The following is a 22,693-nucleotide window of genomic DNA, read 5'->3' on the forward strand; positions in this document are numbered from 1 at the left end:
GCCACCAGTGACCATCGGGCCGACGGAGCGCCTACGATGGGTCGAGACTGTCTAGGGGAGCGTTGATCCGTGTCGATTCTGGAAAAGGTCCTCCGCGCGGGCGAGGGACGCATGGTGCGCCGGCTGAAGGCCATCGCCGCCGCCGTCAACTCGATCGAGGACGACTACGTCAACCTCACCGACGACGAGCTGCGGGGCCTCACCGACCAGTACCGGGAGCGGCTCGCCGACGGGGAGACCCTCGACGACCTGCTGCCGGAGGCGTTCGCCACGGTGCGCGAGGCGGCAGCCCGGGTGCTCGGCCAGCGGCCGTACGACGTCCAGGTGATGGGTGGCGCGGCGCTGCACTTCGGCAACATCGCCGAGATGAAGACCGGTGAGGGCAAGACGCTGACCTCGGTCATGGCGGTCTACCTCAACGCGCTGTCCGGCAAGGGCGTGCACGTGGTCACGGTGAACGACTACCTGGCCCAGCGTGACGCCGCCTGGATGGGCCAGGTGCACGAGTTCCTCGGCCTCACCGTCGGCGTGGTCCTGCCCAACCGGCCGGCCAGCGAGCACCGCGCCGCGTACGAGTGCGACATCACCTACGGCACCAACAACGAGTTCGGCTTCGACTACCTGCGCGACAACATGGCCTGGTCGAAGGACGAGCTGGTCCAGCGCGGGCACAACTTCGCCGTGGTCGACGAGGTCGACTCGATCCTGATCGACGAGGCCCGGACGCCGCTGATCATCTCCGGCCCGGCCGAGCACTCGGCCCGCTGGTACGGCGAGTTCTCCGGCGTGGTGGCCCGGCTCCAGCCCGGCAAGGACGGCGAGGGCGACTACGAGGTCGACTACGCCAAGCGCACCATCGCGGTGACCGAGCGCGGCGTGGCGAAGGTGGAGGACCGGCTCGGCATCGACAACCTCTACGAGTCGGTGAACACCCCCCTCGTCGGCTACCTGAACAACGCCATCAAGGCCAAGGAGCTGTACAAGCGCGACAAGGACTACATCGTCAGCGACGGCGAGGTCCTGATCGTCGACGAGTTCACCGGCCGCATCCTGCACGGGCGCCGTTACAACGAGGGCATGCACCAGGCGATCGAGGCCAAGGAGGGGGTGGAGATCAAGCAGGAGAACCAGACCCTGGCCACCATCACCCTCCAGAACTACTTCCGCCTCTACGAGAAGCTCTCCGGCATGACCGGCACCGCCCAGACCGAGGCGGGCGAGTTCAACAAGGTCTACAAGGTCGGCGTGGTGACCATCCCGACCCACCGGCCGATGGTCCGGCAGGACCGGGCCGACGTCATCTACAAGACCGAGAAGGCCAAGTTCAACGCGGTCATCGAGGACATCGCCGAGCGGCACCAGGCCGGTCAGCCGGTGCTGGTCGGCACCGTCTCGGTGGAGAACTCCGAGATCATCTCCCAGCTGCTGCGCCGCCGGGGCATCCCGCACTCCGTGCTGAACGCCAAGTTCCACGCCAAGGAGGCGGAGATCGTCGCCCAGGCCGGGCGCAAGGGCGCGGTCACCGTGGCCACCAACATGGCCGGCCGGGGCACCGACATCCTGCTCGGCGGCAACGCCGAGTTCCTCGCCGCCAACGAGCTGCGCCAGCGCGGCCTCGACCCGGCGGAGAACGAGGAGGAGTACGCCAAGGCCATGGAGGAGGTCCTGCCCAAGTGGAAGCAGGCCTGCGAGGCCGAGGCGGAGGAGGTCGCCGGCGCCGGCGGGCTCTACGTGCTGGGCACCGAGCGGCACGAGTCCCGGCGGATCGACAACCAGCTGCGCGGTCGGGCCGGCCGGCAGGGTGACCCGGGCGAGTCCCGCTTCTACCTGTCCCTACAGGACGAGCTGATGAAGCGGTTCCGGGCCGGCGCCGTCGAGGCGGTGATGGACCGCTTCAACATCCCGGAGGACGTGCCCATCGAGTCGAAGATGGTCACCCGCCAGATCAAGAGCGCCCAGGCCCAGATCGAGGGCCAGAACGCCGAGATCCGCAAGAACGTCCTGAAGTACGACGAGGTGCTCAACAAGCAGCGCCAGGTCATCTACGCCGAGCGGCTTCGGGTGCTCAACGGCGAGGACCTCTCCGACCAGGTCCGCAACATGATCGACGACGTGGTCGGCGCCTACGTGGTCGGCGCCACCAGCGACGGCTACGCCGAGGACTGGGACCTCGAACAGCTCTGGTCCAACCTCAAGCAGCTCTACCCGGTCGGCGTGACCCTGGACGAGCTGGAGGAGGAGATCGGCTCCCGGGCCGGCTTCGACCAGGACTTCCTGCTCGCCCGCCTCAAGGAGGACGCGAACGCCGCCTACGACCGGCGTGAGGAGCAGCTCGGCGAGGATGGCACCCGCGAGCTGGAGCGGATGGTGCTGCTCCAGGTCATCGACCGCAAGTGGCGCGAGCACCTCTACGAGATGGACTACCTCCAGGAGGGCATCAGCCTGCGGGCGTACGCCCAGCGCGACCCGGTGGTGGAATACCAGCGCGAGGGCTTCGACATGTTCGCCACCATGATGGAGGGCATCAAGGAGGAGACGGTCGGTTTCCTCTACAACCTGGAGGTCCAGGTTCAGCAGGCCGAGGCCGAGGCTGAGGCCGAGGAGGTGCAGCTGCTGGAGAAGCCGGTGGAGATCCGGGCCAAGGGCCTGGGCCGCGCCCCCCAGCAGCAGGGCCTGCAGTACTCCGCGCCGACCATCGACGGTGAGGCCGGTGCCGGGGCGGTCGCCGTGGAGCGGCCCGAGGAGCAGGCCCCGCCGGTCCGCGCGGCCCGTTCCGAGCGGGCGGCCCGGCCGGCGGCCCCGCCGGCCCCCGAGGCCCAGCGCCGCCCGGCCGCCTTCGGCGGGAGCGGGCAGGCCGTGGCGGCCGGCTCCGCCCGGGACACGGTCCCGGCCCGGGGAGAGGCCGGCGGTCCGTCGCGTAACGCGCCCTGCCCGTGCGGCTCCGGCCGCAAGTACAAGCGCTGCCACGGCGCCGCCAACGGCGGCAACTGACCTGTCCGGATGCCGCCGACGGCGGCACCCGTCCCAGCAGCGAGCACGCAAGGGGCCCCGGCGACGGCCGGGGCCCCTTGCCGTCCGCCGGCCGGGACGAGCTGCTCCGGGCCCCTGGGCGCAGCGGGTCTCGGGCGGTCAGACGAGTTGGAGCGCGGTGCAGAGCCAGCGACCGCGCCGGTGTTCCAGGCGTAGCGCCATCGCCCAGGTGCGCCCGGCGGCGCTGCCCAGGACGGCGGCGGCCTCCACGGCAGCGGGACGGGGTTCGCAGACCCGCAGCCGGCGCAGCCGTACGGTCGGGCGGGTGGCGCGGCGACGGACCGGGCCGGTGCGCGCCGCCGCCCTGGTCAGCTCGTGCACCACGGCCGCCGAGCAGGCCGGCTCGCTCATCGGGCGGATCTGCCCGAGCGGCCGGTACCCGTTGAGGATCTCCAGGCAGGTGGTGACGAAGCGCTGGGCGGCCCGGGTGGCCTCCGGCGTGGCCGTGACCAGCGCGGCGGGTGGCGGGGCCGACGGAGTGGCCCGCCCGGGACCGCCAGGGGTGGGGCGGGGGTCGTGCGGGCGCCCGCCGGGGCGGGCCGGGGCGCGGCGGTGCGCCTCGAACAGGTCGAGGGCCAGTTGGGCGGCGACCGGGCGGGGCCAGCCCTCGGCCGGCTCCTCGGTGAACGGCGGGTCGAGCGGGGGTGCCGGCCGCACCCGGACCGGCGGGCGGACGGGACCGGGACGACGGGATTCAATCATCGCAACCCCCGATGCTTGCGTTTACCTTCGTTTGCCTCCGACAGCTTCGATTCTCGGGCAGACGACGTCCAGGGTCAATGCCGCTCGGTGCGGTGGACGCTACTCGGTGTCGCGATCGGTCAGCGGGTTGTCCCGGACCCACTCGGCGGTCTCGGCGTACTTGCGCTGGATGTACTCCTCCAGGCGGGCGCGCTCGACCCGCCACTGCCCCCGTCCGCCGATCTTGATCGCGGGCAGCTCACCGCCGCGCACCATGTGGTAGACCTGCGAGTCCGACACGTTGAGCTCGGCGGCCACGTCGGAGAGCAGCAGGAACCTCGGCTCCACGGAAACTCCCGGGGTTGGCGTCGTTTGCCTCAGTTTGCCATCTCCTGCCGACAGCGCCGTCGACCCGGACCCGCGCGGCAACCTTCCGCAAACGCGGGTGCGGGGTGTATGACGGTCACGGCGTACGGCATGATCGGCGCCCGGGGCCGGCGCGTGCCGGTCGGGAGGCGGAGCGGGGGAGACGACCGGTGACCGAGGAGCTTGTCCGGGTGTACGTGCCGGCGATCGTGCCGATGCTGGCCCGCCTCCCCGAGCAGGGGCTGCCCGAGACCGACGCCCACGCGGTGACCCCCGCCCTGCGCGAGTGGTACGCCGAGGGCGACGAGGAGGAACTGGAGTACGTCGCGTTCACCCGGGCCGCCCAGGACGCGCTGCCGCTGCTCCGGGACGACCCGGCCGCGCCCCGCCGGCGCGTGGTGGTCTCCGTCGACGTCCCCGCCTCGGCACTGCGGCGCACCGACGACGTGCTCGGCTCCAGCGCCGTCCGGCTGGTCCGGCCGGTGCCGGTGACGGCGGTCGCCGCGCTGCACGTCGACGGCGACGACGCGCGCGACGACGTGGCCGCCGCCGCGTCCGTGGCCGCCGAGGCGCTGGCCGGCGACCCGGACGCCCAGTTCACCGTCGACGGCGCCGAGGACCACGAGCTGGAGTGGTACGACGTCAGCGAGTTGGACCAGCTGCTGCGCGCCGCGTCCTGAGGCTGCCCCCCTCGTGCCCCGTGCCACCGCACCCGGTCAGCGGCCGGCCGCCGCCTTCGCCGCCTCGTCGTCGGCCGCCGCCCCGGCGGCGTCGTCGCCTGGCGCGGGGCCCAGCGTCCGGCCGAAGGCGATCAGCGCGGTGAGCGCGCCGACGAAGAGCACCCAGATCCCGTTGTCGATCCGGGAGGTGCCCAGCGAGGTCTGGGCGACCGCGTCCGCCTCGCTCAGCGCGCTGGCCAGGTCGAGCAGGGAGCGCCCGCCGACCCGGATGATGACCTCGGCGAGCAGCAGGAGCAGGCCGGGACCGGCCCCGGCGAGCAGGTAGCCGGGCCAGCGGGGGGCCGGCGAGGCCGGGTCGCGCCGCTCGGCGCGCCGCCGGGCCCAGGTGAGGTACCCGAAGGCGAGCAGTCCCGCCAGCAGGCCGGCGAGCAGGGACTCCGACCGGGACACCCACTTCGCGGCGCCGAACATCGACTCCTGGGTGTCGCCCGCGCCGAAGAGGTCGAACAGCGGGTCCCGGGCCCGGCTGAACGCCACGACGAAGACCAGCGCGCCGAGCGCGGCGGCGACGATCGCGCCGGACACCCGGGCGTTGCCGGCACCGGCAACGGCGCCGCCGATGATCGCCGCAGCGGCGGTGGTGCCGGCGATGACGTTGGTGGTCGCGTTGTCGAAGTAGGTCAGGTTGATCACCACCGCCGCCGCGAGCCCGACCAGCAGGCCGGTGCCGACCGCGACGGCGAAGCGCGGGGTGACCCGCTCGGAACCCCGCCGGGCCAGCAGGTTCGTCACCGCCAGGGCGACCGACGCGCCGGCCACCAGCGCGGCCGAGATGACCCCGGGCAGCGCGAACGCGGAGAGGCTGATCGCGGTGAGCCCCGCCTCGGCGGAGGTGATCGCCGCCCGGGTGGACCAGAGCATCGCCGCCAGCCAGCCCACGGCCAGCAGCGCCAGCACGACCGCCCCCGGGGCGCGCGCCGGGGGCGTACCCCCGTCGGCCGGTGCCGGCTCGACGGGCGAGGCCGGGTCGGCGGCGCCGTCGTCGCCTGGCTCGTCGGCTCCGGCCGGTGCGCCCTGCACCGGCTGGTCCGGCTCCGCGGCGGTGGAGCTGCCGGGCTGGTTGCTCATCGTCTCCCCTTCGACGGACGCCCGGACCCGGCCGACTCTGCCGGCGCGTGGGTGGGCCTGGTCACCGGCCATCCAGGGTACGCGCCACCCGGCCGCCGGCCGCCCGCCCGTCCGTCGCCCCCACCCGCCGGCCCCGTACCCCGGGCGGGGGCGGGTGAGGAATCGTAGGGGTGGCGGGGGTTGGGCCAGGGATTCGCCGGGCATGGGGCGGATCGGGCGGTGATTCGCAGGGCGGGGCGCGGAGCGCGAAGCGCGCCAGGTCGGACGGGTGGCGCCGGGGTGGGGCGGAACCGGGGATGCCGCATGGGAGAATCGGCGCAGGTCCCGCCGCCGCGACCGGTGCAGCCCGCGGCGTACGGCGTCCGGCCGCCCGGCCGGTGTCCGCGGGTCCGATTTCGCCACCGCTGCCGAGATCGCCAGGAGCCCCGATGGACGCCGTGTTCTCCGTACCCGAGCCGCGTAACGAGCCGGTCCGCGCCTACGAGCCGGGCAGCACCGACCGGGAGCGGCTCCAACGACGCCTGGCCGAGCTGGCCGGCGAGCGCCTCGACCTGCCGATGACCATCGCCGGCGAGCAGCGGATGGCCGGCGGCGAGCCGATCGACGTGGTGCAGCCGCACCGGCACGCGCACGTGCTGGGCGTCACCGGCCACGCCACCCACGACGACGCGCGCGCCGCCGTCAGGGCCGCCAAGGACGCCGCTCCGATGTGGCGGGCGCTGCCGTTCGAGGAGCGCGCGGCGATCTTCCTGCGCGCCGCCGAGCTGCTCTCCGGCCCGTGGCGGGACACCCTCAACGCCGCCACCATGCTCGGCCAGTCGAAGACCGCCGTCCAGGCCGAGATCGACGCGGCCTGTGAGCTGATCGACTTCCTCCGGTTCAACGTGCACTTCGCCCGGGGCCTGCTGGCGGAGCAGCCGCTCTCCTCCCCGGGGGTGTGGAACCGCTTCGACCACCGCCCCCTGGAGGGCTTCGTCTACGCGGTCACCCCGTTCAACTTCACCGCGATCGCCGGCAACCTGCCCTCGGCCCCGGCGCTGCTCGGCAACACGGTGGTCTGGAAGCCGGGCCCGACCCAGCAGTTCGCCGCGCACTTCACCATGCGGCTGTTCGAGGCGGCCGGCCTGCCGCCCGGCGTGATCAACATGGTCACCGGGCGGGGCGAGGAGGTCTCCGACGTGGTGCTGGCTGACCCGGACCTGGCCGGCATCCACTTCACCGGCTCGACCAAGGTCTTCCAGCAACTGTGGCGGACCGTCGGCGACAACATCCACCGCTACCGGGGCTACCCCCGGCTGGTCGGCGAGACCGGCGGCAAGGACTTCGTGGTCGCGCACGCCAGCGCCGACGTGGACGCGCTGCACACCGCGCTGATCCGCGGCGCGTACGAGTACCAGGGCCAGAAGTGCTCGGCCGCGTCCCGGGCGTACGTGCCGCGGTCGCTCTGGGAGGCCGGGCTGCGCGACCGGCTGGCCGCCACCGCCGACTCGCTGACCTACGGCGACGTCACCGACTTCACCAACTTCGGCGGCGCGGTGATCGACGCCCGGGCGTTCGACCGGCACACCGCCGCCCTGGAGCTGATCTCCGGCGACGACTCCTGCACCGTGCTGGCCGGCGGCACCGCCGACGACTCGGTCGGGTGGTTCGTCCGGCCGACCCTGTTCGAGTGCGCCGACGCCGCACATGAGACGTTCACCACCGAGTACTTCGGCCCGATCCTCGGCGTGCACGTCTTCGACGACGCCCGCTTCGACGAGGTCGTCGCCCAGGCCGAGTCGATCGCCCCGTACGCGCTGACCGGGTCGATCTTCGCCACCGACCGCCGGGTGGTCGACGCGGTGGCCGAGCGGATGCGGTACGCGGCCGGCAACTTCTACATCAACGACAAGCCGACCGGAGCGGTGGTCGGGCAGCAGCCGTTCGGCGGCGCCCGGGCCAGCGGCACCAACGACAAGGCCGGCTCCTGGCACAACCTGGTCCGCTGGACGTCCCCCCGGACGATCAAGGAGACCTTCGTCCCACCGACCGACCACACCTACCCCCACATGGGCTGACGCACCCCGCGAGGGCTCCCGGCGCGTCGCGGGGGCCCTCGCCGTGCGCACCGTGACCGACCCTCAACGGACTGTCGCCGGCCGACAGTGCACATAGGAAACCCTCCCGGGTGGCGAAACTGGCAAATCCTGGACGCCGGGTCGGCAAAGTGGCAGCGTAATGGGCATGGCGGATTCCGGAGTGAACCCTACTGCGGCGGCCCTCCTCGGGCTGCTCCACGAGGGTCCCATGACAGGCGGCCAGTTGATGGCCGCCGCCGAGCGCAAGCTCGCCCCGTACTGGTCGATGACCCGCAGCCAGGTCTACCGCGAGCTTCCGGTGCTGGCCGAGCGCGGTCTGGTGCGGCTGGGCAAGCCCGGGCCGCGATCCAGCCAGCCGTACGCGATCACCGCGTCCGGAAAGCGGACGTTCTCCCGCTGGCTGGCCGAGGAACCGGGGCGGGACACGATCCGCAACCCGATCGCCCTGCGGATCGCCTTCGGCGGCCTGCACTCGGCCACCCAACTGCGCAACCTCCAGGCCTCCGCCAACGAATACCACAGCGAGGCCCTGGCCCGGGTGCGGGAGCAGGTGAAGAACGCCAAGAAGGAGGGCGACTCGTACGACGCCAGCGCGCTGGAGTTCGCCGTCGCCTACCACAAGGCCGCCCTGTCCTGGCTGAAGTCCGCCCCCGTCGGCTGACCCCGCCCGTCGGCCCGCCACCCCGCCACCGGGCCGCAGCCGGGTCGTCCCCCGGGACGGCGCTCGCCCGTGACCAGCGGGGCCGACAGGCCCACGCCGCCCGGTCGGGCGGACACTTTTCGCCCGTCACCGCGGGGCTCGCAAGCCGACCTCCCGCGCTCGCAGTAGGCTTGTCTGTCGTGACCGCTGCCGATTACGCCGAACAGCTCAAGGAACTCGACGCCACCCTGCGCAACATCGAGGCCGTGCTCAACCTCGACCGGCTGCACGAGGACAAGGCCCGGCTCGAGGAGCAGGCCTCCGCGCCGGACCTGTGGGACGACCAGGCCAAGGCGCAGCAGGTGACCTCCCAGCTCTCGTACGTCAACGGCGAGATCAGCAAGCTGGGCAGCCTGCGCTCCCGGCTCGACGACGCCCGCGTGCTGCTGGAGTTGGCCGAGGCCGAGGACGACTCCGGGGTGCTCGCCGAGGTGGAGACCGAGATCGGCGGGCTCACCAAGGCCATCCAGGACATGGAGGTCCGCACCCTGCTCTCCGGCGAGTACGACTCGCGGGAGGCGCTGGTGGCGATCCGGGCCGGGGCCGGCGGCGTGGACGCGGCCGACTTCGCCGAGATGCTGCTGCGGATGTACCTGCGCTGGGCCGAGCGGCACGGCTACCCCACCGAGGTCTACGAGACCTCGTACGCCGAGGAGGCGGGCCTGAAGTCCGCGACCTTCGCGGTCAAGGTCCCGTACGCCTACGGCACCCTCAGCGTCGAGTCCGGCACCCACCGCCTCGTGCGGATCAGCCCCTTCGACAACCAGGGCCGCCGGCAGACCAGCTTCGCCGGCGTCGAGGTGCTGCCGGTGACCGAGCAGACCGACCACATCGACATCCCCGAGAACGAGATGCGGATCGACGTCTACCGGTCCTCCGGCCCGGGCGGGCAGAGCGTCAACACCACCGACTCGGCGGTGCGGATCACCCACATCCCCACCGGCATCGTGGTCACCTGCCAGAACGAGAAGTCCCAGCTCCAGAACAAGGCGTCCGCGCTGCGGGTGCTCCAGTCCCGGCTGCTGGAGCGCAAGCGGCAGGAGGAGCAGGCCAAGCTGGAGGGCCTGAAGACCGACGCCGCCGGCTCGTGGGGCGACCAGATGCGCTCGTACGTCCTGCACCCGTATCAGATGGTGAAGGATCTCCGAACCGAGCAGGAGACCGGCAATCCGAGCGCGGTCTTCGACGGCGAGTTGGACAGCTTCATCGAAGCCGGTATCCGTTGGCGCAAGCAGCGCCAGCTTGCCGGCGACGCAGCGTGATCGCTCGCGGGCGGAGCGCGTCGTCGATCTACCCTTAACCGGATGTTTCGATGACGCGCCTCGCATCGGCGGGGCGCGGGGCTTGGTTCATCGGTTACACCGCGTAGACTCACCACCCGTGATTCAGCTTGAGCAAGTGACGAAGACGTACCCGAAGGCGTCCCGGCCTTCGCTCGACAACGTGTCCGTCTCGATCGAGAAGGGCGAGTTCGTCTTCTTCATCGGTCCATCAGGCTCCGGCAAGTCCACCATCATCAAGCTGCTGCTGCACGAGGTGACCCCCAACAAGGGGCGGGTCGTCGTCAACAGCAAGGACGTCACCTCGATGCGCTCCTGGAAGCGACCGCACTTCCGGCGTTCGATCGGCTGCGTCTTCCAGGACTTCCGGCTGCTGCCGAACCGCACCGCGTACGAGAACGTGGCCTTCGCCCTCGAGGTGATCGGCAAGACCAAGGCGGTCGCCCGCCGGGTCGTTCCCGAGGTGCTGGAGCTGGTCGGGCTCGGTGGCAAGGAGCACCGCTACCCGCACGAGCTCTCCGGTGGTGAGCAGCAGCGGGTCGCCGTCGCCCGGGCGTTCGTGAACCGCCCGCTGATCCTGCTCGCGGACGAGCCGACCGGAAACCTGGACCCGGACACGTCGATCGAGATCATGCGCCTGCTGGACCGGATCAACCGCACCGGCACGACCGTCGTGATGGTCACCCACGACTCCAACATCGTGAACCAGATGCGGCGTCGGGTCATCGAGATCGAGAGCGGTCGCATCGTACGCGACCAGGCCCGTGGCGTCTACGGGTGAGCCGGCGCTCCACCCCTGTGCAGCCTGACGACGACCACCTCACGCCGGAGACCCGGAGGAAATCCCGATGCGCGTGAAATACGTCCTGTCCGAGGTACTGGTCGGACTGTGGCGCAACGTGACCATGACCATCGCGATGATCATCACGATGGCCGTGTCGTTGACCATGCTCGGTGCCAGCGGACTGATGTACCGCCAGGTGAACGACATGAAGGACCTCTACTACAAGAACATCGAGGTCTCGATCTTCCTGAGCAAGGAGGCCAACGAGCAGCAGCGCGCCGACCTGCACGCCAAGCTGAAGAGCGACCCGTTGGTCAAGGAGGTCGTCTTCGTCAACAAGGACGAGGCGTACAAGCGCTTCCAGGAGATGTTCCAGGACGCGCCCGACCTGCTGAGCGCGGTCAAGGCGGACAGCCTGCCCGAGTCGTTCCGGCTCAAGCTGGTCAACCCCGAGCAGTATCGGGAGATCTACAACCAGTACAAGGACACCGAGGGCGTCGACGAGATCGTCGACCAGAGCCAACTCCTGGACAAGATCTTCAAGATCCTCACCTCGGTCCAGAACATCGCCCTGGCGGCTGCGGCGGTGATGGCCATCGCCGCGTTGCTGCTGGTCGCGAACACGATCCAGGTCGCGGCGTACAGCAAGCGGCGTGAGGTCGCGGTCATGAAGCTGGTCGGCGCGTCCAACTGGTTCATCCAGGCGCCGTTCGTGCTGGAGGCCGTGGTCGCCGGGCTGATCGGCTCGCTCCTCGGCCTGGTCGCCCTGGTCGCGGCCAAGTACCTGCTGTTCGACGGCGCGCTCAGCGACCTCCAGGGGCTGCTCTCCCCGGTCACCTGGGGCGACATCCTGGTGATGTTCCCGATCATGGCCGGCGTGGGCGGTCTGGTCAGCGCCGTCACCGCCTGGGTGACCCTCCGGTTCTACCTGCGGGTCTAGTCACCCCCGGGGCCGTCCGACGCGGCGGCGCCCTCCGGCGCGGAATAATCCGCGCCGGAGGGCGCTTGTCGTTCGGGTAGCATGATCTCCGCTTCCGGCCCGGCCGGGAGCCACACGAGGGGAGGTGGCGCCGATGCCACGGGAAAAGGGGCGCAAGGTCGTCGCCTCCAACAAGAAGGCGCGCCACGACTACGCCATCCTCGACACGTACGAGGCGGGCATGGCGCTGACCGGCACCGAGGTCAAGTCGCTGCGGGCCGGGCGGGCGTCGCTGGTCGACGCGTTCGCCCAGGAGCGCGACGGCGAGCTGTACCTGCACAGCATGCACATCCCGGAGTACACCCAGGGCACCTGGACCAACCACGAGCCCCGGCGCACCCGCAAGCTGCTGCTCAAGCGGCTGGAGATCGACCGGCTGATCGGCAAGACCCGCGAGGGCGGCCTGACCATGGTCCCGTTGCAGGTCTACTTCTCCGACGGCTGGGCCAAGGTGGAGATCGCCCTGGCCAAGGGCAAGAAGTCGTACGACAAGCGGCAGGACCTCGCCAAGCGGGACGCGGACCGGGAGATCGCCCGGGTCGTGGGCCGGCGCGGCAAGGGGATGGACGACTGATTCGTCCCGTTCGTCCCCTCCGGCACGCCGGAGCGGGCCTCGGGATGAAACCGGTTGCGGAAGGCGTTACGCTTGTGTGGTGCCGCCGACAGGGGCGGCCCGTCGAGGGGGTGACTGGTTTCGACTTCGTACGCAGCGACAGGGGAAGCGAGCCGAGGAAGCCGACGTCGTCTCGAGAATCGGTCGTCGGAAACCAATAAGCGCCAAGAACAATCGCGCTGACTTCGCTCTCGCCGCCTGAGGCGAGTAGCTAAGTCTGTCGGCCTGGGAACGCCTTCGTCCCAGTCAGCCGGCATCAGTTAGAGGGCTGGCCAATCGGACCCGGTCGCGGGGTCCGTGCGGCGAGATCAATCAGCGACTGGGCCCGTCACACCAACTCGCTCGCGTGAGCGGTGGGGCCGAGTAGAGGCATAGCGAGCTGCGCTCGGAGAAGCCCTGACAAACCGGCGAAGGACCCGGGTTCGATTCCCGGCACCTCCACCACCTCACCTGTGCGCCCCGGTCCACCGGACCGGGGCGCACAGTCGTGTCCGGCCCCCTGGGGGCGTCTGCTGGAAACGGCGGGCGGACGCGGCGGGTCGTCCGCCGGTCCCGACAGAGGATCATGAGGCCGCTGCGGCCGGCGGGACCGGTGCGGAGGCCGGGAACCGGGGCCGGGGGAACCGGGGCCGGCGCGGGCGCGTCGAACGGGCATGCGTCGCGTTCTCGCCCTGGTGGGCCTGCCCCTGATCGTCATCGCGGCCGGGTGCGCCCCGGCCGGATCGGAGCCGGGCGCCGGCGGCGCCGACGACCGGTGGGAGCCGTTCCACCAGCGGGCCGTCGAGGTGGCCGAGGCGTGGCGGCCCGGGACCGCCTGGACGGCCGGGTACGTGCTGCTCCAGGAGCCGACCGTGCTGCTCGGCGATCCCGACTTCACCCCCGAGACCGAGCAGGCGTTCCGCAACGGCTGGTACCGGGAGCAGATCGCGGTGCCGACCGACGAGCCGGGCAATACCGCCATCCGCTTCCCCGACGCGACGCTGAGCGTGCCGCTGGTCAGCGCCGCGACGGCGTACCGGCAGCTCGACCAGGGCGACCCGCCGCCGTGCGAGGGACGGCCGCGGCAGCCGACGCCCGAGAAGCGCCCGGGCTTCCGGCCCAAGCCCGAGTCCACGTCCGGCCCCGTCATCGAGCCCGGCCCGGACGGTCCGACCCTCGATCTGCGCCCGACCGTCGAGCCGGGGCCGGACGGCCCGGTCAGCAACGTGCCGTCGACCGCCTGCCTGCCGCTGACCGTCACCGCCGTGCGGCTCGGCACCGCGCCGGTGCACACCAGCCGGGGCAAGGCCCACGTTCCCGCCTGGGTGTTCACCGTGGCGGAGCTGAGGGCCCTGGTGGCCCGGCTCGCCGTCGATCCCGGCGCGGTCACCGCCGTGCCCCGGGGCGTCGCGCCCATCCGCCCGGCGCCCGAGGGCGTGGTCGGCGCGGAGAGCCTCCAGGCCGTCGACGGGGCCCGGCTGACCTGGCGGATCGGCGTCGGCGCGTGCGACACCGGCGCCACCCCGCTGGTGCAGGAACGCGACGACGTGGTGGTGGTCGGCGGCGGCGTCACCCCGGCCACCGGCATCTGCACGGACCAGCTTCTGGTCAAGCCGGTCACCGCCACGCTGAAGGCGCCGCTCGGCGACCGCCCGGTGCTCGACGTGGCCACCGGCGCACCGCTGGTCGTCCGCCCCTGAGCCGGCCCGGTGCTCAGAGCAGCCGCGGCACGGTGGTGCTGATCGGCACGGGCAGCACGGTGGGCCGGTCCGCGGCGAACGCCGCGCGCAGCGCGTCGCCCAACCGCTCGGGCTCCTCGACCACGGTGGCGGCGCAGCCGTAGCCCCGGGCCACCGCGCCGATGTCCAGGCCCGGCAGGTCGAGGCCGGGCACCCCGGGGGTGTGCTTCAGTTCGGCGAACGACTTGAGGATCGCGTACTGCTGGTTGACCGGGACCACGACGGTGAGCGGCAGGCGCAGCCGTGCGGCCGTCCACAGGGCCTGCACCGAGTAGTGGAACGAGCCGTCCCCGATCACGGCGACCACCGGGCGGTCCCGCCCGGTGTCCCGCTCGGCCAGCGCGATCCCGACGGCCGCGGGCAGCCCGAAACCGAGGCCGCCGCTGGCCATGGTGAAGTACGACGCGGGGCGGGTGACCGGCAGCCGGCGGCGCAGCGCGGCCAGGTTGGACGGTGACTCCTGCACCAGCACCCCGTCGGGTGGCCAGTGCCGGGCCAGGGCGGCGAAGAGGCCGTCCGGGCTCAGCGGCGGGCCCGGGTCGGGCGGCGGCGGGGCGGGCCGGGGCGGCGGGGGCGGGCGCTCGGCCGCCGGGATCAGGTCGACCAGGGCGGCCAGCGCCAGGCCCGGATCGCCGAGCAGGCTGTCCCCGACCGGGGCGCGGGCGGTCTCCGCCGGGTCGTCGGTGACGTGCAGCAGCCGGGTGCCGGCGGGCAGGTAGTCCCCGGGCACGTGCGGGTAGTACCGGAACACCGGCGCGCCGACCACCAGCACCGTGTCGTGCCCGCGCAGCGCCTCGGCCAGCGGCCCGATCGCGTACGGCAGCACGCCCCGGTAGTACGGGTGGTCCTCGGGGAACGCGGCCCGTTCCGGGGCCGGCGCGGACCAGACCGGGACGGCCAGCCGCTCGGCCAACGCGACCGCCGCCGGCCACGCGCCGGCCCGGTCGACCGCCCCGCCGAGGACGAGCACCGGGGAGCGGCTGGCGGCCACCGTGGCGGCGAACTCCCGCAGCCGGGACGGGTCCGGGGCGTACCGGCTGGCCACGCTGCGCACCTCGGGCGCCCCGGACGCCGGCTGCTGCCAGTCGTCCAGCGGCAGGGAGAGGAAGACCGGCCCGGCCGGCGGCTGCACCGCCGTGGCGTACGCCCGCATGAACGCCGCCGGGATGTCCTGCGCGCGGGACGGCTCGTAGCTCCACTTGACGTACGGCTGGGTCAGCTCGGCCGCCCGGGGGCTGGTCAGCCGGGGCTCGATCAGCAGCATCTCCCGGGTCTGCTGGCCGGCGGTGACGATCAGCGGCGTCTTGTTGTGCCAGGCGGTGACCAGGTTGCCCATGCCGTTGCCGGTGCCCGGGGCGGTGTGCAGGTTGACGTGCGCGGGGCGGCCGGTGGCCTGGGCGTACCCGTCGGCCATCCCGACCGCGGACGCCTCGTGCAGGGCGTGCACGTAGCGGAAGTCGGCGGGGAAGTCCTGCAGGAACGGCTCCTCGGTGGAGCCGGGGTTGCCGAAGACGGTGGTCAGGCCCAGCGCCCGGAGCAGGTCGTACGTCGTCTCGCGGACCGTTGCCATCGATGGGCCTCCGTGTCGGCGGGCTGCCTCCTCGCCGGAGACGACGCGGCGATCGGGCCCCGACCTGCCGAATCTATCCGGAACAGGCTCACCTATCGGGCGATTCGCCCCAGTCCGCAGTGATCGCCGTCACGTCGGCCCGCGTCAGGGGAGCGCGAAGGGCAGCTTGATCCCGTCCAGCGCCCGCCCGCACGGGCAGTCCCGTGCGGCCGGCAGGGCGGCGACCGCGTCCAGCAGCACCCCGCGCAGCCGGTCGGTGTTCTCGCCGAAGACCCGGAAGACCTCCTCCTGGGTCACCGACTCGCCGCCCTCCACCCCCGCGTCCAGGTCGGTGACCAGGGCGATCGGGGTGTAACAGAGGGCCAGTTCCCGGGCCAGCACCGCCTCCGGGTGACCGGTCATGTTGACCACCGCCCCGCCGATCGCGGTGAACCAGCGCGACTCCGCCCGGGTGGAGAACCGGGGCCCCTCCACCACCACCATCGTGCCGCCGTCGACCGCCGACACCCCCCGACCGGCCGCCGCGTCGAGCAGCGTCCGGCGGCCCACCGGGCAGTACGGGTCGGCGAAGGTGACGTGCACCGCGCCCCGGTCGTAGTACGTCTGGACCCGGCCGTTGGTGCGGTCGACGAGTTGGTCCGGCACCACGAAGCTGCCCGGTCCCAGCTCGGGGCGCAGCCCGCCGACCGCGCACGGGGCGAGCACCTGGCGTACCCCGAGCGACCGCAGCGCCCACAGGTTCGCCCGGTACGGGATCAGGTGCGGCGGGTGCCGGTGGTCGCGCCCGTGGCGGGGCAGGAACGCCACCCGCCGGCCGCCCACCTCGGCGACCGTCACCGCGTCCGACGGCTCCCCGTACGGCGTCTCGACCCGGTGCTCGGTGGCGCCCTCCAGGAGGGCGTAGAGCCCCGAGCCGCCGATCACCGCGATGTCCGCCGTCGACCCCATCGTCGCCCCCTCCGGTCCCAGTCGATCACCCACCGGTCAGACCTTAGCCACCGCCCCGACCGCAAGCTATGGTGCCAGGCATGGCGTTGACAGCACGGATGAGCGCGGAGTCCCGTGCCGATCGGGTGTGGCCGGCCAGTTCCCCGGTCGGCCCCGGCGTCGGTGCCGTCCGGGCCGGGCGCGGTGCCTGTCTCCGGGGCGACGCCCCCCGTCCCCCGGCGCGTGGCTGACGGATGTCCGACATGCAGGGAGAAGACCAGGCGATCGGCGGGCGTGCGATGGAGTCGATGACCGGACGGCTGCTGGTCGCGACCCCGACGCTCAAGGACCCGAACTTCGACCGGACGGTGGTGCTGCTCGTCGCGCACGAGCCGGGCGGGGCGCTGGGCGTGGTGCTCAACCGGGCCACCGAGGTCCCGGTCGCCGACGTCCTCGGCGACTGGAGCGCCCTGGCCCGGGACCCGGCGGTGCTGTTCGAGGGCGGGCCGGTGCAGCCCGACTCGGCGATCTGCCTGGCCCGGATGCGCAACCCGGTCAAGCGGCTGCGCGGCTTCCACCAGGTCTCCGGCGCCGTCGGCACGATCGACCTCTCCGCCGACCCGGAGCGGATGCGGGAGAGCATCGGCAGCATCCGGGTCTTCGCCGGCTACTCCGGCTGGGGGGCGGGCCAACTGGAGCAGGAGATCGAGGACGGCTCCTGGTTCGTCCTCGACGCGCTGCCCGGGGACGCCTTCGTCGACCGCCCGGACGACCTGTGGCCGATGGTGCTGCGCCGGCAGGGCGGGATGATGGCGGCGGTCGCCCACTTCCCGCCGGACGTCGCGCTGAACTGACCCGCGAGTGGGGCCCGCGAGATGACCATGACGGCCGGCGTGTGTATAGTTCTCTCCGTGCCCGGGCAACCGGGAGCGAAGGTAAGGGGCCGTGGCGCAGCTGGTAGCGCACCACACTGGCAGTGTGGGGGTCAGGGGTTCGAGTCCCCTCGGCTCCACCAGTTCCCACCACGGGTGGGACGGTGGAAATATGTCGGCACTGGCCGATAAATCTTGATCTTGTGGCCACCGATGTGGCCACAAGATCAGATGCGTTTGTGTATCCGGGCGGCTCTTGTGCCCCGGGGGACACCGTGCCGGGCCAACTTCGACTCGCACTATCGCAACCGGATCAGCGCTGAACCTGCTCGGCGTGGCCGAGCCGTCCTCGGGCGGCTCGGCCACGCTTTCGGTTTCGACGAGACGGCCGGAGGTGGCGACTCCCCGACGTGCGAGGGGCACCTCCTCCGACCGCTCAGGGTCGGTGGCTGCCGAGCTCAGCTCCGGGTCATCGTGGACGCGTATCCGCCCCCGCCTGGGTAGACCCACTCGCCGGTGACCGTGGTGTCGTCGGCGCTGAACGTGCCCTCGTAGTAGGCCGGGCTGCCCTTCGCGCCGCCCCAGATAATGAGCTTGTCGCCGACGAGTTCGTAGACGTAGTCGAGGGTGTTGCCGGCCGCGTCGTAGAACCGCGACACCACGTCCGCGCCGATCGGCTCGCCGAACGGGTGCAGGTGGCCGATGACCTCCAGGCCGGTGACCGGCTGGCCGAACTGGGTCAGCTCCACGTGCTGGAGCAGGAAGAAGCCGCCGGTCATCCACTCGTACCGCACGGTTCCCTCGGCGCCGCCGGTCACCGTCCAGGTGCCGACCAGACGGTCCAGGGCGGCCAGTTCGGCGCTGGGCTGAATGTTCTCAGACATCGTGTCCTCCTCGGTGGGTGCTTGCCGGTACCTCGGAGGCCGCACCCCGGCTTTGACATCCCGTGACGGCTACCTGCTATGGCCCACGTCACATCCTCTGCGCGTCAAAGTGCCCGGTGCGGCCACGAGGTAGCGGCGAACACCCACCAAGGAGGAAGTCATGACCACCGTCGCCGCCGTCCGCCGCTCGTCCGGGCACCTACTCCTCGCCGGCGCCCTCGCCGGGCCGGTCTTCTTCGCCTCGGCCGTGACACAGATGCTGACCCGTGAGGGCTACGACATCACGCGACACCCGATCAGCCAGCTCGCCACCGGAAGCCTCGGCTGGATCCAGATCACCACGTTCGTCCTCGCCGGTCTGGGCGGCCTGGCGCTCGCCGTGGGTATCCGAGGGACCCTCACTGAGGGGACCGGTCGGCGCGTGCTCCCGATCCTCGTCGGGATCTTCGGTGCCGGGCTCGTCGCGGCCGGCGTGTTCACCATGGATCCGGAGCACGGCTTCCCGGTCGGTACCGCGGACGGGCCGGCCGGCGAGATGACCTGGCACAGCATCGCGCATTCGGCCGCAGCCGCCACGGCCTTCACCGCGCTGGCCGTCGCCGCCGTCGTATTGACCGTCCGCCACGCCCGTCGTCGCGCAGCGCTGCGGGCCGTGCTCAACGCAATCACCGCGCTCATCCTGCTGCTGCCCATGTCGCAGAGCCACATGAGCATCCAGATCGCCGTGAACGGTTTGGTCGCCTTCACCTGGACGACGGTCGTCGCCCTCTCCCTGCGCCGTTCGGCCTGACCGGCGTAGCGTGATCCGAGGCCCGCGAACACGAGGACGACTGTGAAGTATCTGCTACTCAGCTACACGCCGACCGCCGCGTGGAACGCCGCGACCGCCGCCACGCCGTCCGAGGAGGCGCTGGCCGCGTTCGCCGTGTACCAGCGGTTCGAACAGGAGCTGATCGAAACCGGTGAGTTTGTCAGCAGCGAGGGTCTCGGGCACCCGGCCGTCAGCACCACGGTCCGCAGGACCCCGACCGGGCCGGTGGCGACCGACGGCCCGTTCGTCGAGCTCAAGGAGGTCCTGGCCAGTTTCGCGGTGATCGATGTGGCCAGCCAGGAGCGCGCCGTCGAGATCGTCTCGCGGATGGTCGAGGTGCTGGGCGAACCGATGGAGATCCGGCCGATCATGGGCGAGGACTTCGCAACATGAATGGCCTCCGCGGCGTCGCGGGCCGTCGAGCGGCCGAATTCGCGTGATATCGGCGGTCGAGCACCTGCTGCGCGCCGAGGCACCGCAGGTGCTCGGCGCGTTGGTGCGGCGCTTCGGCCATTTCGACATCGCCGAGGACGCGGTGCAGGAGGCGTTGCTCGTCGCGAGCCGGGCGTGGCCGACCGACGGTGTGCCGGAGCACCCGCGAAGCTGGCTGATCCGGATCGGTTACCGGCGGATGGTCGACCTGCTCCGCACCGACCAGGCCAGACGCCGCCGCGAGCAGCACGTCGGCATGACCGAGCTGGCGATGCAGGATCCGGCCCGGCGGGCGCGCCCGCCGCTGGAGACCGACGACAGTCTCACGCTCCTGCTGTTGTGCTGCCATCCCGCGCTGAGCGCCATCTCCCAGGTGGTGCTCACCCTGCGCGCGGTCGGCGGCCTGACGACTGCGGAGATCGCGCATGCCTACGGGACGGCCGAGAACACCATGGGTGTCCGGATCAGCCGCGCCAAGCAGCAGTTGGCCCGCGCCGGCGCCCGGTTCACACCGCCGACCGACGCCGACCGGGACAGCCGGATGAACGCCGTCATGCAGGTGCTGTACCTGATCTTCAACGAGGGCTACACGGCCTCCACCGGCGACGCGCTCGCCCGCGTCGACCTGACCCGCGAGGCGATCCGGCTGACCCGCATGCTCCGCGACTCCCTGCCGGACGACGCCGAGGTGACCGGGCTGCTCGCGCTGATGCTGCTCACCGAGTCGCGGCGGGCTGCCCGTACGCGGGGCGAGGAGCTGGTGCCGCTGGACGAGCAGGACCGGACACAGTGGAATACCGAGCTGATCCGTGAGGGCACCGGGCTGATCGACAGCGTCTGGCGGCGGCGCGAGGTCGGCACGTACCAGCTGCAGGCGGCGATCGCGGCCGTGCACGCCGCGGCAGCGTCACCGGACCGGACGGACTGGCCACAGATCGCGGCGCTGTACCTCGGACTGGAACAACTCAGCCCGACCGCGCCGGTACGGCTGAGCCGGGTGGTCGCGGTCGCCCACGCGTACGGGCCGGCCCGCGGGTTGGCGCTGCTCGACGACCTCAACCGGAGCTACCACCTGGACGAGGAACCGCTGACCCGGCAACGGGAACGTGCCGTCCGCGCCCACCTGCTGGAGCTGACCGGCGACGCGACCGGCGCGGCGGCCCGGTACCGCGAGGCGGCTGCCCTGACACAGAACCAGGTCGAACAGCGGTACCTGCTGGGTCGGGCCGGTCGCATCGGGTGACCGATTGCCCGCGCTGGACGCGCTGGTCGTCGCCGTTGCGCGTAGCGTGATGGCGCACCTGGAAGAAGCCCCGGGAGGAAACGAATCGTGACCCTGTCTGCCCCGCGCCCACGCTCGCGTACTTCGGCGTCGACGCGCTGATCGACGACGACACCCGGGCCCTCCAGGCCGCCGTACGTGGCTTCGTCGACCGGCGGATCCGCCCGGAGGTCGCCACCTGGTACGAGGACGGCAGCCTGCCCGTCCGAGACCTGGCCCGCGAACTCGGCGAACTCGGCGTGCTCGGCATGCACCTAGAGGGCTACGGCTGCGCCGGGACCTCCGCCGTCGCGTACGGGATGGCCTGCTTCGAGTTGGAGGCGGGCGACTCGGGGCTGCGCTCCCTGGTCTCGGTGCAGGGATCGCTCGCCATGTACGCCATCTGGCGCTTCGGCTCCGAGGAGCAGAAGCAGCAGTGGCTGCCCCGGATGGCCGCCGGTGAGGCGATCGGCTGCTTCGGCCTGACCGAACCGGACTTCGGCTCCGACCCGGCCGGCATGCGGACCAGGGCCCGCCGCGACGGGGAGGACTGGGTGCTCAACGGCACCAAAATGTGGATCACCAACGGCTCGATCGCGGATGTCGCCGTGGTGTGGGCCCACACCGACGAGGGCGTCCGAGGCTTCCTCGTCCCCGCCGGCACTCCCGGCTTCACCGCTTCGGAGATCACCCGCAAGCTCTCCCTACGCGCCTCGGTGACCTCGGAACTCGTCCTCGACGACGTGCGGCTGCCCGCCGACGCGATGCTGCCGGAGGCCGCCGGCCTGTCCGGGCCGCTGTCGTGTCTCAACGAGGCCCGCTTCGGCATCGTCTTCGGGGCGCTGGGCGCGGCCCACGACTGCCTGGAGACGACGATCGCGTACGCCCGCAGTCGCCTGATCTTCGACAAGCCGCTCGCCGCGTACCAGGCCACCCAGCTCAAGTTCGCCGACATGGGGCTGGAGCTGGGCAAGGGGATGCTGCTGGCGTTGCAGATCGGCGCGATGAAGGACGCCGGCACGCTCGACCACCGGCAGATCAGCCTGGGCAAGCTCAACAGCGTGCGGGAGGCCATCGCCATCGCCCGCGAGTGCCGGTCGATCCTCGGCGCGGCCGGGATCACCCTCGACTACCCGGTCATCCGGCACTCGGCCAACCTCGAATCCGTGCTCACCTACGAGGGCACCTCCGAGGTGCATCAGCTGATCATCGGACAGGTGCTGACCGGCCACGCCGCCTTCAAGTGAGCGGGCCCGACCCGGCCGGTGGGGATGCCTGGGTGTAGGACTCGTTCGCTCACGGCGATGAACCTCGCGTGCGTGGGCTCCCCGCCGGCGGTTCGTCGTGCGGCCGGCCCGTCAGTGCCAGAACGTTGCCGGACGCGGGAGCGGTCACATGCCGGTCGGCTGTTCGACGGGGATCAGGACGGTGCTGCCGGACCAGTTGATGTCCTCGTCGGCGATGGCCTTGTCCGGCTCGTCGTCCTCGTCCAGCGTGGAGTAGCTCGCGTAGTAGCGGCCGAAGCCGTACCCGCCGGCCGCCAGGGTGGCCAGCGCCCAGGGCCGTAGCTGGTCGCGCAGCTTGGTCGGTGCCCGCCGGTCGACCGGCACCCGGAGGACGCCGAGTAGGTCGTACCACTCGTCCACGGTGCCGGCGTCGACGATCCGGGAGAGCGAAAACGCGTGCCGCACCTCCGGCTCCCGGGAGATCCACCTGACCTCGTTGAGCATGTTGCCTCCTGCTGTTTGGAAGGACTTCCCGAAGCAGCATCACCGACATGCTTGCTTATATCAAGAGTTTGGTATCCGGCGTGTCCGTCGACTATGGTCGCCTACATGGCATCGGCAAAGAACGACTGGAGTTGAGATGGCATCGAACCCCCCAAGAACGCGTCGTAAG

The 22,693-nt window shown here is 71.8% G+C and carries 21 protein-coding genes, 1 tRNA gene and 1 other RNA gene; 16 read left to right on the forward strand and 7 right to left on the reverse strand.

The features are described 5' to 3' along the window. The first annotated feature begins 69 nt into the window (after positions 1-69). Positions 70-2,991: a preprotein translocase subunit SecA gene (gene secA, locus C5N14_RS04700; RefSeq protein ID WP_117665843.1), complete on the forward strand. Its 2,922-nt coding sequence runs from the start codon at positions 70-72 to the stop codon at positions 2,989-2,991. A gap of 138 nt (positions 2,992-3,129) precedes the next feature. Here the strand turns inward: secA and C5N14_RS04705 are convergent, their stop codons facing one another. Next, positions 3,130-3,732, reverse strand: coding sequence for an Rv3235 family protein (locus tag C5N14_RS04705; RefSeq protein WP_117665845.1), 603 nt, complete (start codon positions 3,730-3,732; stop codon positions 3,130-3,132). A gap of 99 nt (positions 3,733-3,831) precedes the next feature. Then, positions 3,832-4,059, reverse strand: coding sequence for a helix-turn-helix domain-containing protein (locus tag C5N14_RS04710; protein WP_117665847.1), 228 nt, complete (start codon positions 4,057-4,059; stop codon positions 3,832-3,834). Positions 4,060-4,247: 188 nt separating this feature from the next. On the opposite strand from C5N14_RS04710, the gene C5N14_RS04715 reads away from it, so the two are divergent. Continuing rightward, entirely contained in the window at positions 4,248-4,757 is a 510-nt protein-coding gene (locus tag C5N14_RS04715) for a hypothetical protein (protein WP_117665849.1), read from the forward strand. 36 nt (positions 4,758-4,793) lie between these two features. Here the strand turns inward: C5N14_RS04715 and C5N14_RS04720 are convergent, their stop codons facing one another. After that, a complete protein-coding gene (locus tag C5N14_RS04720; RefSeq protein WP_117665851.1) occupies positions 4,794-5,885 on the reverse strand; it encodes a hypothetical protein in 1,092 nt (363 codons plus the stop codon). Positions 5,886-6,313: 428 nt separating this feature from the next. Between C5N14_RS04720 and pruA the strand changes: the two genes are divergently transcribed. The 8 genes from pruA (at position 6,314) to C5N14_RS04760 (ending at position 13,998) form a co-directional block, all read left to right on the forward strand. Then, a complete protein-coding gene (gene pruA, locus C5N14_RS04725) occupies positions 6,314-7,942 on the forward strand; it encodes an L-glutamate gamma-semialdehyde dehydrogenase (RefSeq protein ID WP_117665853.1) in 1,629 nt (542 codons plus the stop codon). Between the two features lie 166 nt (positions 7,943-8,108). Next, positions 8,109-8,624, forward strand: a complete 516-nt coding sequence (locus tag C5N14_RS04730; RefSeq protein ID WP_117666883.1) for a PadR family transcriptional regulator — start codon at positions 8,109-8,111, stop codon at positions 8,622-8,624. Positions 8,625-8,803: 179 nt separating this feature from the next. Further along, entirely contained in the window at positions 8,804-9,925 is a 1,122-nt protein-coding gene (gene prfB, locus C5N14_RS04735; RefSeq protein ID WP_117665855.1) for a peptide chain release factor 2, read from the forward strand. A 118-nt stretch (positions 9,926-10,043) separates the two neighbouring features. Continuing rightward, positions 10,044-10,724 (forward strand): cell division ATP-binding protein FtsE, encoded by a 681-nt coding sequence (gene ftsE, locus C5N14_RS04740; RefSeq protein WP_117665857.1) that lies wholly within the window; start codon positions 10,044-10,046, stop codon positions 10,722-10,724. A gap of 67 nt (positions 10,725-10,791) precedes the next feature. Then, complete coding sequence (ftsX, locus tag C5N14_RS04745; protein WP_117665859.1) at positions 10,792-11,667, forward strand: permease-like cell division protein FtsX; 876 nt, start codon at positions 10,792-10,794, stop codon at positions 11,665-11,667. Positions 11,668-11,800: 133 nt separating this feature from the next. After that, positions 11,801-12,280, forward strand: a complete 480-nt coding sequence (gene smpB, locus C5N14_RS04750) for an SsrA-binding protein SmpB (RefSeq protein ID WP_117666885.1) — start codon at positions 11,801-11,803, stop codon at positions 12,278-12,280. 106 nt (positions 12,281-12,386) lie between these two features. Further along, positions 12,387-12,763, forward strand: a transfer-messenger RNA (tmRNA) gene (gene ssrA, locus C5N14_RS04755). A gap of 209 nt (positions 12,764-12,972) precedes the next feature. Further along, positions 12,973-13,998 (forward strand): hypothetical protein, encoded by a 1,026-nt coding sequence (locus C5N14_RS04760; RefSeq protein WP_117665861.1) that lies wholly within the window; start codon positions 12,973-12,975, stop codon positions 13,996-13,998. Positions 13,999-14,011: 13 nt separating this feature from the next. Here C5N14_RS04760 and mdlC read toward each other — a convergent pair whose 3' ends face one another. Both mdlC and C5N14_RS04770 read right to left on the reverse strand, forming a co-directional pair. Continuing rightward, on the reverse strand, positions 14,012-15,607 hold the full coding sequence (gene mdlC, locus C5N14_RS04765) for a benzoylformate decarboxylase (protein WP_117665863.1): 1,596 nt from the start codon (positions 15,605-15,607) through the stop codon (positions 14,012-14,014). Between the two features lie 144 nt (positions 15,608-15,751). Continuing rightward, positions 15,752-16,555 carry an S-methyl-5'-thioadenosine phosphorylase gene (locus C5N14_RS04770; protein WP_117665865.1) on the reverse strand — a complete coding sequence of 268 codons (804 nt, stop codon included), beginning with the start codon at positions 16,553-16,555 and terminating at the stop codon, positions 15,752-15,754. 242 nt (positions 16,556-16,797) lie between these two features. Between C5N14_RS04770 and C5N14_RS04775 the strand changes: the two genes are divergently transcribed. Continuing rightward, a complete protein-coding gene (locus C5N14_RS04775; RefSeq protein WP_117666887.1) occupies positions 16,798-17,388 on the forward strand; it encodes a YqgE/AlgH family protein in 591 nt (196 codons plus the stop codon). Positions 17,389-17,473: 85 nt separating this feature from the next. Continuing rightward, positions 17,474-17,549: transfer RNA gene (locus C5N14_RS04780), tRNA-Ala, on the forward strand. A 315-nt stretch (positions 17,550-17,864) separates the two neighbouring features. Here C5N14_RS04780 and C5N14_RS04785 read toward each other — a convergent pair. Beyond that, positions 17,865-18,290: a hypothetical protein gene (locus C5N14_RS04785; protein WP_117665867.1), complete on the reverse strand. Its 426-nt coding sequence runs from the start codon at positions 18,288-18,290 to the stop codon at positions 17,865-17,867. Positions 18,291-18,450: 160 nt separating this feature from the next. Between C5N14_RS04785 and C5N14_RS04790 the strand changes: the two genes are divergently transcribed. The 4 genes from C5N14_RS04790 to C5N14_RS04805 all read left to right on the forward strand — a co-directional run bounded on the left by C5N14_RS04790 (position 18,451) and on the right by C5N14_RS04805 (position 22,041). Beyond that, entirely contained in the window at positions 18,451-19,080 is a 630-nt protein-coding gene (locus tag C5N14_RS04790; protein WP_117665869.1) for a DUF998 domain-containing protein, read from the forward strand. Positions 19,081-19,122: 42 nt separating this feature from the next. Continuing rightward, entirely contained in the window at positions 19,123-19,494 is a 372-nt protein-coding gene (locus C5N14_RS04795; protein WP_117665871.1) for a YciI family protein, read from the forward strand. A 43-nt stretch (positions 19,495-19,537) separates the two neighbouring features. Beyond that, positions 19,538-20,776 carry an RNA polymerase sigma factor gene (locus C5N14_RS04800; protein ID WP_243639177.1) on the forward strand — a complete coding sequence of 413 codons (1,239 nt, stop codon included), beginning with the start codon at positions 19,538-19,540 and terminating at the stop codon, positions 20,774-20,776. Between the two features lie 137 nt (positions 20,777-20,913). Beyond that, complete coding sequence (locus C5N14_RS04805) at positions 20,914-22,041, forward strand: acyl-CoA dehydrogenase family protein (RefSeq protein WP_117665875.1); 1,128 nt, start codon at positions 20,914-20,916, stop codon at positions 22,039-22,041. Positions 22,042-22,185: 144 nt separating this feature from the next. Here the strand turns inward: C5N14_RS04805 and C5N14_RS04810 are convergent, their stop codons facing one another. Next, the gene (locus tag C5N14_RS04810) at positions 22,186-22,524 is read right to left on the reverse strand and encodes a hypothetical protein (RefSeq protein WP_117665877.1); all 339 of its coding nucleotides are present in this window, start codon (positions 22,522-22,524) and stop codon (positions 22,186-22,188) included. Positions 22,525-22,693: the final 169 nt, after the last annotated feature.

The organism is Micromonospora sp. MW-13 (assembly GCF_003434305.1).
GTDB lineage: Bacteria > Actinomycetota > Actinomycetes > Mycobacteriales > Micromonosporaceae > Micromonospora.